This window comes from Bacillus sp. WC2503, from assembly GCF_052682895.1.
The window spans coordinates 271,840-287,517 of sequence record NZ_JBQYMD010000001.1 but is presented as its reverse complement, the minus strand read 5'-3'; the positions used below and the strand labels follow the sequence as shown (position 1 = coordinate 287,517).

6 protein-coding genes and 2 pseudogenes are annotated in these 15,678 nt (G+C 33.3%); all 8 read right to left on the bottom strand.

All coding sequences use genetic code 11. The features are described 5' to 3' along the window. Positions 1-172: 172 nt before the first annotated feature. The 8 genes and pseudogenes from ACUN26_RS01535 to ACUN26_RS01500 all read right to left on the bottom strand — a co-directional run bounded on the left by ACUN26_RS01535 (position 173) and on the right by ACUN26_RS01500 (position 15,672). Positions 173-2,983 carry an AbiH family protein gene (locus ACUN26_RS01535; protein WP_098853874.1) on the bottom strand — a complete coding sequence of 937 codons (2,811 nt, stop codon included), beginning with the start codon at positions 2,981-2,983 and terminating at the stop codon, positions 173-175. Continuing rightward, positions 2,984-6,142, bottom strand: a complete 3,159-nt coding sequence (locus tag ACUN26_RS01530; RefSeq protein WP_023441170.1) for a type I restriction endonuclease subunit R — start codon at positions 6,140-6,142, stop codon at positions 2,984-2,986. Between the two features lie 21 nt (positions 6,143-6,163). Further along, positions 6,164-7,420 (bottom strand): restriction endonuclease subunit S, encoded by a 1,257-nt coding sequence (locus ACUN26_RS01525; protein ID WP_023441169.1) that lies wholly within the window; start codon positions 7,418-7,420, stop codon positions 6,164-6,166. Continuing rightward, entirely contained in the window at positions 7,410-9,002 is a 1,593-nt protein-coding gene (locus ACUN26_RS01520) for a type I restriction-modification system subunit M (protein WP_023441168.1), read from the bottom strand. Before ACUN26_RS01520 ends, ACUN26_RS01525 begins: the two co-directional genes overlap by 11 nt. 25 nt (positions 9,003-9,027) lie before the next feature. Next, positions 9,028-9,572: pseudogene (locus ACUN26_RS01515) on the bottom strand (restriction endonuclease subunit S). A gap of 124 nt (positions 9,573-9,696) precedes the next feature. Continuing rightward, positions 9,697-10,686 (bottom strand): annotated as a pseudogene (locus ACUN26_RS01510) (PD-(D/E)XK nuclease family protein). Positions 10,687-10,712: 26 nt separating this feature from the next. Next, positions 10,713-13,157 carry a restriction endonuclease-like protein gene (locus ACUN26_RS01505; protein ID WP_141546171.1) on the bottom strand — a complete coding sequence of 815 codons (2,445 nt, stop codon included), beginning with the start codon at positions 13,155-13,157 and terminating at the stop codon, positions 10,713-10,715. Beyond that, a complete protein-coding gene (locus ACUN26_RS01500; protein ID WP_023441164.1) occupies positions 13,132-15,672 on the bottom strand; it encodes an MrcB family domain-containing protein in 2,541 nt (846 codons plus the stop codon). Before ACUN26_RS01500 ends, ACUN26_RS01505 begins: the two co-directional genes overlap by 26 nt. Positions 15,673-15,678 lie beyond the last annotated feature (6 nt).

Genomic DNA, 15,678 nt, shown 5'->3' with positions numbered 1-15,678 from the left:
AAAAAGCCCTAATCCTGAATAATCAAGAAATTCACATAAAAAAACCACCAAACAGTTATGTATGGTGGGGACGTTGGGATTCAAACCCGTCTTCTTTATATTGCTTTAATTACAGTCTTTGTAATGGCTTTTTGCAGCTAAACGACACGGTTGACTACTCTTAATAGAAAATCTACTTCAATTCATCATTCAAATATACTATTTTTTCATCCAGTTCTTTCTGCCAACCCTGCTTAATTGCTTGAGCATACTTAATTGGATTAGCTCCTGAATGTTTAACTCTGTAGCTTTTAAAATCTTTACTATCGATAATATTCCCGATATTTGGAATATCCTTAGCGCCATCAACATACTGTATAGCTGATAGAACGAGTTCTTCTTCTGAAACAGACCATTTTTCTGAAAAATCTTTAATAATTTCATTTCGAGCCTGTATGAAAAATTCATTTTTTAAGATCGGTATATCTTTTTTGGAAATCGATTTTGCATTCTCAATTTCAGTCAAAATTTTACGATAAACATCTATTACAGTCTTAGTTTTATTCTGTCCCTCTAAAGCCTTAATAAGTTCTAAAGATGCAGCTTTATCTCCCACTAAGTGGGCATACAACAAGCTATTAATAGGCGTATCTATTTCATTAGTAATGGCTTCTTGTTCCAAATCACTTTCATTTTTCATATTTGAATCATTTATATCTTTTGATTCCATCTGGCCAAAATTTCGAATTTCTTCTTTTAGCTTCATATTCATTTCTTCTAAAAGCTCTTCTAAAACTGAGTATTTTTTTAACCGCGATAGTTCTAAAGACAAATCTTCAAACTCAAGTAAAATATTATCATCAACTAATTCTTTGTAATTATTAAAAATTTGAATATGCTGCTCTTGATGTTCCAAATAATATTCTTTAATTGATTTTATATCTTTATCTACAATCAGTTTTGTATGATTTGAAAAAACATCTAAAATAACATCAACAATAAGATCCTGACATGAATTCATTACATCTGGAAGCTTCAAATGAAAAAGTCTAAGATTAGGAAAACCTACTGACTCTTCATTACCCTTCATAAATGATGAGAGCTTAATAGATTCATCAGGATAGCCTAATAACATTATTTCTTCAATTTTATTTCCTACTGTCAAAGGAGGGACTAAACCGGAAGAATAATCAATTTGCAAAACACCTAAATTTTCCAGGTGAAGTTCCTCTAGATAAACATTTTTTTCATCAACTATATAGATATTAAGTTCTGTTAAATTTGTTGATTTTTCTAAAACATCTTTCTCAATTACAATATCAGTATTTCCTAATAATGTTAATTTTTCTATATTATTTTGTTTATCTGATTTAATATAGAACCTACTTTTCCTTTTAGATGTAAAAAAACAATTAATAATTTCGAGCCTTTTCAATGACTCACATACAGATACATCCGCACTCTCATTGTTTCCATTCACCAATGTACAGTCTTCCATTTTAATATAAACCAAGTTACTACCATTTTCTAAAATTTTGATGAGAAAATTACTATCTATTTCTGTATTAGAAAAAAAGATCTTTTCTACCCTTTTTAGTAATATTAGAAAATCATCAGAATCACTGAGTTTATTAAATTCAAAATCATCAGAATCACTGAGTTTATTAAATTCAGCTACATCAATTGATTTTTCAAAATAAATTTGAGAGATTCTAGAATTATTTTTATTGTTTACTAAATTTTTTGCAATATGAAGTACCTTCTCTACATTATCAGAACTTATTCTTAATTCGTTAATATTACGAAAACTAAAATGGTCTATTGTTAATGTTAGCTCGGATAATATATCTTCATTTGGAAATTTATTAGGAAAAAAAGAATCTATTTTCTGATATTCTTTATAATTAGATACTATTGATTTATCCAGTTGTAATAGAATTTCTAAAAATGGAACCAATATAATTTTTTCAGCAATAGCAGAACCAAGCTTCCTTAAAATTTCTTCCATCTTTAATATATAATCATCTTCATAATAAAATATAAATACTTTATTGGCTTTTTTAATTAGTTTCGATAAGAATAAAAAGTCACTCCCTTGAAGAGAATGCCCTATAATAAACAAATCATTCTGAACTTCATCACTATTTAGATTAATAGTAGACATTATTTGATTTCTTGTCGTATTTAATATCTCATCTTTCTTAATCCTAAATAACTTATCATTTATTAGAGACTGTGAATAGTGAATCTTACTAATATCCTCACTATCCGTGAAACCACCTCCGAATAAAATATTTTTTTCTTCTAGACTTCCATGTATATGAAAAATTCTGTCTTTCGCTTTCTTCAAACTTAACATAGATTGTGGTATTTCATTAGAATCATAAAGTACACTTCCACACAAATCTTCCAGTGAATTCGTATAATTAAAGTTAACAAAATATGTATTTTCATCTTTGATTAATTTTTCAAAAAAAGGATTTACTTTTTCTGTGAATTTTTTTACCCCAGGAGTTCCAGTTGGAATTGTTCTTTGCTCAACCCATTTAGGATATTCTTCTAAAAGGTACTCGTTAAAATCTTCTTCTAATCTTTTAATGGCATTATTTATAGACGCGATATCTAAAATATCGTGCGGTTCTTCATTTTTTTGAGATCTATTATTTATTTTTCTAATGGTTTCTTCATATAAACTTTCAAAATCTGACCAATTCAAATGAAAATTTTCATATTTTCTTAGAAAAAGCCGATTATAATTATATAAATCATAATCTTTATCGAACTTTTTTTTATGTTTAATATATTCAATAAAGTTTTGATATGAACTTTTCAGTCCCAGGCCCATATCAAAACCATTCCCAATTACTACTATGTTTCTATTATTAGATTCTTTATTCATAATAGATTCTTTATTCATAATAGATTCTTTATTCATAATAAATTCTTCATTCATAATAAATTCTTCATTCATAATAAATTCTTCAATTTCATTTAAATTATCCACTTAACGTAACTCCTCACCCAATGGTACAACAAATTCATCAAGTATTTTTCTCCATTGGCGTTTCATTTCTGGTCCGTATTTTAGAGGTTTCGCATCTGGGTGTGCGATTTTATAATGATCAAATCGCTTACTGTCGATGATTCCTCCGATATTAGGAATAGGATCGGCACCTATTATATATTGCATTGCAGATGTATACAGCTCGCCCTCATCTACAAACCAAGTATTTGCAAATCGGGTTATTACATGGTTTCGTGCTGTAGTGAAGCAGCCTCGTTTCACTTCAAAAATATCTTTATCTGGATCAATTTCTTTGTTATCAATAGCACTCAAAATATTACGATATATTTCTTTTACAACTTCTGATTTCTTCAGTTTTTGAAGCATTTTTTCGATCTCGTCACGGATATTCTGATTATTGGCTGAGTACCTTCCTAATAGTCGGTCAATATAGGTTGAGTCAATATCATAGATCTTAATTGCATTTTCTCCATAGAATTCAATGTCTGAGAAATCTGGGCTCGTTCCATCCTGGCCCTCTTCATCTACTAGTGAACCTTTAACCGTGTTGTATACACCAATATATTCTTCTAAGGTATTCACCTGTTCTTGAAGTGCTGTTGATTTCTCCATATCATCATTGTAATCATCATATGTAACTAAAGCTTCATAAGCATTGTTTAACTCTTGGAAAGCTTTCACAAATTCAATCCGGGTTTCAAAAGGTGAGTGCTCGTTAATATCGGTTGGATTTGGAACTAACGCTGTTAACGACTTGTGAGCCTTTTTAAAACGCTTCTTCGATTCATCGTAAGTTGGATAAACAAGATTAGATTCCTCTTTTTCTTCAGAATATACCCTCGTAGCTTCCTTTACGTTTTGTTCCATTATCGAAGGTTTCCGGAATGTCACAATCAATCCTTTTGTTTTTCCTGGATAGGTACGATTGGTACGAGAAAAGGCTTGGATTAAATTGGCATAACTTAAATTTCGATCCACAAATAACGTTTGAATCGTTGGTGCATCGAATCCAGTTAATAAGCGGTCTACAACAATGACTAAGTCAATTTGTTTTCCAAATTCTTTGAACTCCGCTCTCTTACGAGCTAAGCGGTTATTAATATCGCCATTATATCGTTCAATATCTTCTATCGACCAGGCAGTGTGATAATAATCGTTATAGTCCTTAATAATGTCGTTCATTTCATCTTGAAGTTGTTTGGAATTGTCCTCATTTTCTTGTATCGAATAGGTGATAGCAATCCGCGGAAAATTTGGATCTTCAATTGCACGCCCCGTTCGAATCGGATGTCCAGCAAATTCTTTCGTCAACCATTCTGGATCCTTGATCATTTCCTTGATTGCCTGATAGTAACGTTTCGCCATATCAATGGAACTCGTTGTTAAAATTGCAGACTTTTGCGGGCGGCCATTTTGGAAATCAAATTTGGTATAGGCATTATCTGGACGGAAAATCTTACGAATGACTTTTTGAATATGTTCATCCCTTTCGAAAGAAGATGGTTCAAGATATGCTTCCTTTTCCATACCATCCATTTTATCAATAATGTCGTTAATTTCATCATTACTAAAATGAGCGTATTTTTCATCTTGACGCAGTTTATCAAAAATATAATTATTAAATGTTGTTGGTTCAATCGTATCTTCGTGTTCTACTTGAAATCCTAAAACGGCCCCATCATCTAACGCATTCTTAATGGTATATGTATGCAAGACTTCTCCATATTGATCACGCGTGGTTCGAGCTAATCGACCTTTAGCTTGTTTCTTGTTTTCATTAAATATCGGTGTACCTGTAAATCCAAACCATGTAGAATTAGGGAAATTTTTTTTAATCTCTTCCATTCCTTCTGCGCTTAACGCTCGATGGCATTCATCTACGACAAAAACAATATGTTGACCAAGTAGTTTCTTAAAACGTTGGGTTCCTTTTTGTTCCTCTTGTCTTTGTGCATAGCGCAAGGCAGCTTCTAACTTTTGACGAGTGGTAATAATCACTGTATTGGAATTAGCATCAGATAGTAGAGTATCACTTAGCTCTTTTGCACTTCCGGTTCCAACAATCAAGCTATTAGACTTGGCATTACCAGAAGTAATACCAGTATTAAACTCGGAAGCAAATTTGGTAAATTCTATTGTAGTTTGATTATCCAAGTCTTTTCGATCAATAAGCATAATTGTACGATCTACACCTGGTTTACGAGCTAATAATTTCGTAGAAACAAAACTTGTCAACGTTTTTCCTGAACCAGTCGCATGCCAAACATATCCTGATTCATGTTTCATAGCAGAAGTAAACAAGGCTTCAATTGCGTGAATTTGATAAGGGTGTAAGACCATTAAGGCTTTGTTGTCTTGATCCTCACTCACAATCGTATAATTAGCAATCAAGCGATGTGCATCTGGAATATTTAAGACTTGTTTCACGAATTCATAGAGATTTTCTACTTTTCGATTGTCTGTTGTTCGCCAACTAAATACAAATTTCTTATGCATGTCTTTTGGCATCGCATTGGCAAAATAGCGTGTCGTTTGTTCGTTGGAAATGACAAATAACTGAAGAGTAGAAAAGATATTATTTCTAAACATCCCTTCTTCTGCGTATTTCTTGATTTGATTATAAGCTTGGAATACGCCGTCTTTGGCACTGACCTGTTTCAATTCAATTTGAACAATTGGCAACCCATTGATTAAAAGTGTCACGTCAAATCGGCGATCACGACCATCAACGTTTGCCTTTTGTTTCGCAATCTGATGAACGACTTCATAAGTAGAAATTCCGCCACCAATATCTTGATTGGAATACAACATCAATGACATTGAACCCAGTGAAACATCTTCACGTTCAATTGTAATTCGGGAGATTCCATTCTCCCCTTTAAGCCATTTTGCTGCATCAAAGGGTGTCTGTGTTTTTAATAGCAATTCTGTTTTAATATTATCAAATTCTTTATCAGAAATTGGATATTCCCCAATTTCTGATAAGTTATTCTGCGTAATTTTTTGCCGCAAGTTCTTCCATAGGTCTTCTTCAGATTTTAAATCAGGACGATAATCCCACTGATTATGTCCTTCTCCTAACACTTCAATCAAGCGTCGTTCCACTTCAGCTTCATCATTATGTGGTATCTTTGTCATGTTTCTCCCCCCTTTAACTACCTATACAAACATTTTTTGTAGGAATGCTTTTTTCATTTCTTTTAAGGCATCTAATTCACGCTGTCGCAGAGTAATAGTGTCGTCTAATTGTTTGAAAAAGTTACCGATTTGTTTTTGTTCCTCATTAGAAGTTAAATAAACTTTATATAGCCATAAGTCACTTATTGCTATATTAGCTTGATTTGCATTTCCTCTCTCTATGGATCCTATATAGTTCATATATCTTTTTTGCAATAGATTCTGATAAATAAAATAACTATTATATCCATTTAGTGGAGAGATTTTCACTAAATTTTGATTCAATAAACCTTCATTTTCGTTATTAACAATTATAGGTCTTCCAACAGCAGACTCCTTCAATTCAATTTTTGATCCTACTGTAGTAATAATAATGTCCCCTATGTTCAACTTATACTTTGTATAATCATTTTCATATTCTCTATCTAAAAAAATTTTTTCATTGTCAAATTTTATTTCATTAGAAGACAAGTCAGAAACCCTAACTAATCTGACACCCTCACTTTTATAGTCTTCTGATTTAAATGCAAAACCTTTTATATAGCTTATACAATCTCCCAAATTACGCTGTTCCCATTCTCCAGTAAATCCAGGGAACCGAATCTCCGGCACCGACTTTCCTTCCTTTGGAAACATTTTTTGCAAGAATCCCTGTTTTGTTTGTTTGAGGACGTCTAGTTCTTGGTGATGAAGAGTGATAGTCTGGTCGAGATTTTTGAAAAAAATACCTATTTTGTTTTGTTCTTCCAAATTAGTCGGAATATTAATTTTCTTATCTAAAAGTTCGTTTTTAGTAATTCCTTTTATAGAAGTTCCCTGAACATTATGTAACTCTTTTTGCAATTTGTTATATAATGAATAAACTCCAAACCATTCATTTACTTTAAGGTTACTTAATGAGAGAAAATCTTGACTTGTTGCGTATTCAAATTGCATTAATGCAATTTTCCCAACCCCGACTCTTGTCACTATAGCTATTGAATTTTTAGGAATTAATTTAGTAGCCGAATTTTGCAAACCCTTTTCAGCTATTTTTTTCTTTGCAAAAACATCTGAAACTTGATGTTCATGTAAATCAGAACTTTGAATCCATGGTATTTCACCATTCCAATATTCTTTAATTGTGGTCTTTGGAGTTCCCCCCCCAAAAGTCTCTTCTGATAAATCTACAATCTTACACTGCTTCCAATTTTCAGTGCTTTCCTGGAAGCGAATGTCTGGTGTACGTTTATTTTTCACGATTAAACACCTCTAATGCACCCTTGATCCATTCGGCGTTTTCTTCATCAAATTGTAGTGAAGAAATCATATCATATAAGCTAGATTCTAGTTCTTCTTTTTCTTTTCTAATGTCTTTGATTACTGAGCCAACTGATGCCATATCAACAGGCGCTTCTTCTTCAAAGGTAGCTACGTATCGGGGGATGTTCAAATTGAAATCATTTTCTTTGATTTCATCAAAGGTAGCAACATGGGCATATTTGTCCACACCTTCACGATTCTTATACGTTTCGACAATTTTATCAATATTTTCGTTAGAAAGTTTATTCTGGTTTTTCCCCTTCGTAAACTCATTACTTGCATCAATAAATAACACATCTCGAGTAGTACGATTCTTTTTCAAGATTATAACTGTTGTTGGAATTGATGTCCCAAAGAATAAGTTTGCTGGCATACCAATAACAGCATCAATACTGCCATCTTCTAATAGTTTCTTACGAATCACACCTTCTGCCGCTCCACGGAACAGTACCCCATGCGGTAAGACGATTGCCATTGTTCCTGAATCTTTCAAATGATAGAATCCATGTAAAAGAAATGCAAAGTCTGCTTTTGATTTTGGCGCTAACTTCCCGTAACGGTTGAAACGAGAATCATCTAAGAACGTATCATCTGAAGACCATTTTGCAGAGTATGGAGGGTTCATAAGGACAGAATCAAAGGTATAAGGCTCATCCGTTGGCCAATCTTTGTTCAACGTATCCCCATTGCGTAAACGTATATCTTCTTTATCAACACCATGTAAGATCAAGTTCATCTTCGCTAAATTATAGGTCGTTGTATTTAGTTCTTGTCCATGATACTTTACATTATATGGATGGTTAATATAGTTCCGAATATTCAACATTAAGGAACCTGATCCCATAGTTGGGTCAAATACACTAAATAATTTTTTGTCTTCTTGACCAATTGCGGCAATACGAGCCATCATATCAGATACTTCATGAGGTGTATAGAATTCTCCAGCTTTCTTACCAGCTTCTGAGGCAAATTGACCAATCAAGAACTCATAAGCATCCCCAATTACATCACCATTATATCCCATTACATCAACATCATTTAGTTTCTTCAGTACTTCTGTAATGGTAATATTTCGTTGTTGATCTTCTGATCCCAGCTTTTTTGATCTCAAATCCACATCATCAAACAATCCATTAAATTGATCATATTTTGTAGACAGATCGATAAAGGCTTTATTCAATTTGTTTAACTCAAACGTGTTTTGTTTAGCTTGCTTAGTTAATACGTTGAATAAATAATCTGGTTCAATATCATAACCTAATGTATCCACTAGCGTTTCAATCAAATCACTTTTTATATCTTCATCTGCTAGTAAATCTCTATACAATTGAGCTTGTTTTTCTTGTGTATTGTATTCTTCTAGCGACTCATCTGCTATTTCAACTACCTTTTCTAATAACTTATCAGATAGGTACTTGTAAAAGATCAATCCTAATAAGTAATTTTTGTATTCTGATGCATCCATTTTGCTTCGCAAGTTGTCTGCAGCACTAAATAACTTTGAGTTTAATTCAGCCATGTTGCGTTCCTCACTTTTTCTATTATTAGTCTAACTGCTTCAATACTTTTAAATAAAGTCGCTCTTCAAGTTCTATTTGTTTCTTTGCAAAAGCTTGACGCTTTTTTCAATCGCCCGTTGTTTCTCAATACTTGGCAACTCAATTTCAAATTCTTTCAAAATTGATAGAGCTAATTCTGGCATAGTACTTTCTTACGTAGAAATTGTCATTTGCTTTTTCATTGATTATAATTCATTCAATATATAACATAAATAGCTACTATGCGTATAATTATGTTCAATAATAAGTTTCGTAAAGTTTTGGTTTATAATCTTCTCTTTGTTTAACTCACTTACCATCCCGGCTTTGGAGCTAACAAAGCTGAAAATAGCATTTCTAGCACCGCTCAAATAACTGTATTTATGCTTTGAATTTCCACTATAAGAATTAGCTTGTGAATCTAGAGATGATCCATCTAAATCATTCGTTAAATTCTCAAACGAATAAGCAACTAAAGTTAGATTACTTCGCTCATTTCCTCTAGAAAGGTTTCTTCCGATTCTAACTGTTACGATATCTTCAAATTTCATATATCGTCCTCTTTAAAAAAGTAATTCTTTAAAATTATATCATCGCTATGGCGATAAAATGATAGCACCTTGAAAATACTCCGTCAATTTTAATACACTGAAAAAAAATGACCTAATCCATCTACTATTGAACACCTGACTCGTTTAAAAGCCTTTCTCCTTCCCTTAAAGTTTTCATTGTTTTTGAAACATCAATTCCCTCTTTTCCATCTCCCACTCTATAATCCCTCACCACAGCAACAGTCATATATTGCCCATTACCAAATCTAGGTTTCTCCACATTGAAAGAATAATTATGACTTTGTTCGATTAACGCTTTACTCCACTTATCCCTAAGTTCTTTTCTTCTATCCTTATCAGCAACATGTATTTTAAAACATAAACGTCCTTCTTCTAACTACAAATACTGCTTACAATTATTATCTTCTTGTTCATTCCACCATAAGGCATAGAACCCACCATTCGGATTAGCTACATACCCATATTGACCTTTGATCCCGCGTTGCTTTAACTCCTCATAAAACCCTTCCCAAGCTTCACCGTTCCATTCGCTTAATGGAAGACTCTTATACGAATCATATTTTTTCTCTATTTCTCTTAAATAAAAATAGTAATCTAAAAATATTTGATCTTGAACTCCTCTATCTATATTCTCTTGTAAAAATTCAAGCATATCTCTTCTTGTAAACAACATATATTTTGCGTCAATTACTGCTGAATAATCACTTTGATTACCTATTTTATAGTAGATGGGTAATAGGTCGCTCTCTTTGTATTTTTCTAATTTAACCACTTCTTCATAATAACGCTTCAATTGATTAGAATGTTCTTTTGTATACGTTTTATCTTCAATTAAAATAGCCTGATTACCGTTAATTTCAATAAGTATATCTAAACCTTTAAATTGTTTCGTAATCTTAATTTCTTTAATAGCAGCTGGAAAGTTCTTTTTACGTAAGTCATATATTCTTCTAATAAAATCTATACTAGCTGCATGTAAGCATTCATCGGTTTCTTTATAGTGTGGGTTCGCCCACTCTGTTAACCAACAAATAAAAGCATCTTGTGACAACTCACTTGTTCCATATGAAAATAAATTCGGTCTCTTGCCCATTACCTAATCCCCTTTTTATCTAAGTGCTATTCCCCAACATTTAATACTTCTAAAACTTCCCTAAACAACACCGATCCCCTACCAACAACCAACTCCAAAGCAACTTCCTTAACACGTCCAGCTCTCCCAACCATAACAACCTCATTCTCATAATCAACCCAAATCTGAACATCCTGCACATAATAACTCTTAATAGAAGAAGCCTCATCTAAGTTGTTATGATCCAGCTCAACCTTAACTTGCTTCGTAAAACGACGCAGCGTTTTCCAAAGAATTCGTTCTTCTTTTGAGTTCATGAAGAGTTCTGGGAGTTCTTGTACTTCTTTTAATAATGACATAGTTGTTATTGTGTATGTTTGAATACCATATCCTACCGGGCGAATGAGGTGGTCTAGTTTTTTCCATGGCTCTAGTTCGAAATGTACATACTCATCGTTTTGTTGCATTTGAATATGCTTGATTTTGGCGACGTATTGAATTCCACCTTTTTCTCCGTGCCATTTTTTCGGTGCATATAATGCTATGTACTTTGCTTCTTGCCATCCTGGTTTTAGCTGTTTGATTGGTAATTGATATACGCCATTCTTTCGATACGTTTCATAGTCGTTTTCAGTTTTCACGCTGCCTACTAATACTTTTTCTTCTAATGAAGAGTGCCATTCTTCTTTTGTGCCTCTTGGAAGGATGCCTTCTTTTATAATTTCTTCTGGGCTTTTTTCAATGAGGTGATCTAGAAATTGTTCGACTAGTCTTGTGGCGTTTGGTAAGAACGGGAAACCACCGATATTTACTTTTTCTATACTTTTATAAAATGGATGATTCTCGTATTCTTCCTCTTGGTTCCACGGGAATAGTACGTATGCTCCGTAAGCTGTTCGTTCAAATGGACCTTCTTGTTCTACTACTAGTGCGTCTCTGTAACGATGCATTGTGTTAATATCTTCTTCCATTGGACCAGGGGTGCCATACTTCCTTTTATAATGAGATCTTTCAGCAAAATCAATTCGATATTTTGCATCAAAAATGTATTGATATTGATAGTTCTTTCCCTTTTTCTCAATAGCGAGCATTGTATCTGGTTTTTGTGTAACTGTTGGCAGTCGACCGTTTCGTTTTTGGAAGTATAGCTCGATTACCTCGTCTGTTTCTGGATGTTTGAACGTCCTTTTCGCAGTTTTACTTTCATCTAGCGTTACATATAAACCATCTTGCTTCACTTGAATAACATCTTGATGGAGCGGTATATATTTTTTAGATAGAATTTGTCCAAGTTTTAAATACGTCCAGTATTCGTATAACCTTGCGACATCTTTTACCGACATTTTGAAAATTTGTCCTCGTAATGTTAATCCTCGCGATAGCATTAAGAAAATTTGATACGCATCTCTATAGCCTGCCGCCATCTGGATAACAAGTGAAAAGACTGAGCGATCCAATTTTCCGATTCCTCTCCAAAATGGATCGTTCAATTCATTTTTCATTCGATACTTCATATTTTTTACACGTTCCAGCAAATCTTCATCAGTTTCACCACGTGTATATCTAGACTTTTTCTCTAGTACCTTAATTAAATCATCTATTTTATGTACAACTCTTTGAATCATCCATTTAACAAATCGATTTTCCAGCGTATCATAAGAAACTTCCTTATAAGCTGTAATGCCTTTAGTCGGTATATTGTTTTCTCCTTGTAGCAAGTGTGGTCGCTTTCGCAAATAGTTCATTCCGACAGAATCCAACTTACGAATTTTCTCTCCACGTACTAGTTGATGCCTAGTCATAAGCGTATGATGCGGTTGTCTTTTAATGTGAGAGATCGACTTCATAAACCGCTCAAAGGAATCATTTAAAATACGATAAAACTCACTCTTCGATGGATTTGTAGCGTAAATTGCAGATGCTCCTAAGTAAGTTCTCTTTAGTAAATGAAACGCTAAATTATAAATTTCATCATTTACTTCATCTAATAAAGATCTGTAATCATCCTTATAATTAAGTTTTGCCGGGAAAACTTCAAATGTAACAGTTAATAAAGTATCTTGATTATCTTTAATTTCAAACATTGTATTTCCTACTTCATTCGGAAATGAAAGGCTCCCCATTAACACGTGAAGCGAGCCCATTTGAATGGAGCTAACTTGCTTTCGAAACCCCGGATGTTCATGATAAAAAGACAGCTGCTTGTTATTTTTCGGAACAACAACAAGCTGATAACTTCTATTTTCAAAAAAGATTGGCGGATGTTCGTTCCATTCATCTAATCTCTGCAGTCTCGCATCAAATACAGAAACGGATTCTGTCTTACCATCTACATGAAAATACATCATTTCATCTGCGTTCATAGCGTGATATTCTTTTAAACTCTCATATTTTTCATGATAAGGATTTCCTTTAATCGTCAATGATAGCTCCTCTGTTTCAATCTTAACTAGCCCTATCTCATTACTAGATCCAGAAAGAGGTGAAACCATCATACTCGAACCTCCTTAACATATGAGACAGCTTATTAGCTGAACGAGGATACTTAGCATAGGAAGCATCATTATTGCCACTATCGTATTCTTCATTTGCACATAATACATACAACTGCTTTAATACCTCTTCCGTTCGTCCATCGCTCCCTGCAAGACGTGGTAAAATCTTTTGATATATTTGATAATCAAGTGCTTCATCGAACGATAATAACTTCCCTTGTTCGTTATATGCCATATAGAAGCAAATTTCATCTCGTATACGATACCCAACTTGAGCTCCAACTGATTCAAGTATTTTATTTATTTTTATTAAAACGTTCGATATATTTCTCACAAGATCTTCGTTTTCTTTAAAGCATTCTTTTAAATGAAGATACTTGGTCGCTAAAGAGCTATCAGAAACAATTTCAGCTTCCTTCTCTTCTACATCCATTAAGAAATTAAAATAATCTAAGTTAACGGTATTAAACTCAATTGTATTCGCACGATCTAACACTTTCTTACTTAAAGGATGTGTCGTTTCATCCATATTTACAGTTCCGATAATATATACATTTGATGGAATCGTAATATGCTTATTCGTAATTGATTCTGGAAGCACTGGTGACGTAACAATTTTCCCATCTCTCCATTTACGACTTTCAATTACACTTAAAAAGTCACTAAAGTAGTATTCCACTCGAGCCAAGTTCATCTCGTCCAACACTACAAAATACGGCCTATTTGGATTTGCATCTGCATTTGCAAGAACTTTAATTAACGGTCTTTCTTGAAACTCTCCTTGAAGATTCACATAACCAAGTAAATCAGAGCTATCACTCCAATCAGGTCGAACCGGAATAAGCGTAAATTGCCCATTCTCTTCCGTAGCCCCTAAACTCTCTGCAAACCACTGCACAATTTTCGTTTTTCCTGTACCTGAAATACCTGATAAAATTACAAATGGCTTTGTTTTTAATGAAAGGAAGAAATTAATAAGATCCTTTTTCTCATAAAAGAAACCTTTACTTTGAATATAAGAAGACACATGATCAATAATTGATTGCTGATCTAAATACACTTCTTTCCTCTCATAGATCATTTCATATTTCGTTCCTTTCTCTTTATAAGCTATGAATCCCTCATAATAGCGAAGCATTTCTTCTAGATCCTCTACTAGCTCTTTTTCACTTGGCATTTTATTAGCATCATACGCAATATAAGCCGCTGTTGAATTCGCATATCCTTTTGCTTTTGGACTTGTACCTAGGAAAATGTCATCGTCTTTTTTTACCCTTTGGGACATGTGTATTTGCTCACGAATCTCTTCTTTAATTTTTTGCATCTCTTCTTTAGTCGTTTCTGTTACACCTTGTCCAATGGTCAAATATAATCGTTGCATATCTTCACTAAATAAATAGACGATATAATACCCTCTCTGTGTCGATGTTGTAATATCTCTATGCATTAGCGCAATCCACGGAACTGTTGCCCAATTCCCTTTTCCAACTGACCCTATCACACTGTACCGCTTCTCATTTATAAATGGTAAACGAATGATCTCTGTTGCTATATCATTTCGGACTGTTAATCCTAATTTATGTCCTGCAAATTTTTCTGTTTTTGCATCCAAATATTCTTTCATTACCTTTAAAAAGCCTTCACGTAAACTACTACTCATATTACCGCCCTTTTCTTCACTCTTTTTTATGTATTGTTCGGCTGGAATCCATTCAGCATTAATTATTTCCAATTTCTCAGACCACATTAAGAGGTTATGGGTGCGCTCTTTTGCTAATGATTCTAGCATTAAATTATCCCCTCTAGAGTTCCGGACAATCGTCATCGCTAAATGTACTAAAGCCGCTTTCTTGTCCCTTCTCTGATATGCTCTTAAAAGATTAAGCACAAACATAACAATGTGAAAGTATTCCTGCTTTAAAACTAGCTTTCGAATAACATCATTCTTACTTTTTGCCTCAATATATTCAATTAATAAAGATGTATTAATATTATGATTATTCTTTAAAAATCCCAGTAACCTTAAATCTTGCCTTCCTTTAGATTTAACTCTATACAAATTACCATTGGTTTGATCACTTAGATTTTTCGGATCGTATGTATTGTTTATTACCTCTTCCAAAAATCCAACAACTTTATGATACTGCTCACATGGCAAATTATCAGTTTGGAATTCTTTAAATGTAATAGCTCCTGATTCCGTTACATACACAAATGGAAGCTGCGAAAAGAAAGCTAACAAGAAAGCATTACATTCACTTGCTTGTCCAAAATCCTCACTCTTTACCGTACGCATAGCGATAAATTTTCCCCAAGCATTCTTAAGAAGTTCAAAGCCCACTTTAAAATAAGTTGGCGCTTCTTTTCCCTTTTCAAATTGCTCACGTGAAAATTTAGTTTCAACTTCTAATCCTTCATCATCCTTGTTTATAACTAAATAAGTTTTTTCACCTTTTATATCTTCAACCTGCTTCATTGTTTTAGCCAATTCAATTATGAGTTGCTCTAACATTTTCAT

What these genes read in the sequence shown, in the direction of transcription:
- ACUN26_RS01530 (WP_023441170.1), bottom strand. Translation starts at nt 6,142, where the DNA reads ATGACAAAGATACCACATAATGATGAAGCTGAAGTGGAACGACGCTTG.
- ACUN26_RS01520 (WP_023441168.1), bottom strand. Translation starts at nt 9,002, where the DNA reads ATGGCTGAATTAAACTCAAAGTTATTTAGTGCTGCAGACAACTTGCGA.
- ACUN26_RS01505 (WP_141546171.1), bottom strand. Translation starts at nt 13,157, where the DNA reads ATGGTTTCACCTCTTTCTGGATCTAGTAATGAGATAGGGCTAGTTAAG.
- ACUN26_RS01500 (WP_023441164.1), bottom strand. Translation starts at nt 15,672, where the DNA reads ATGTTAGAGCAACTCATAATTGAATTGGCTAAAACAATGAAGCAGGTT.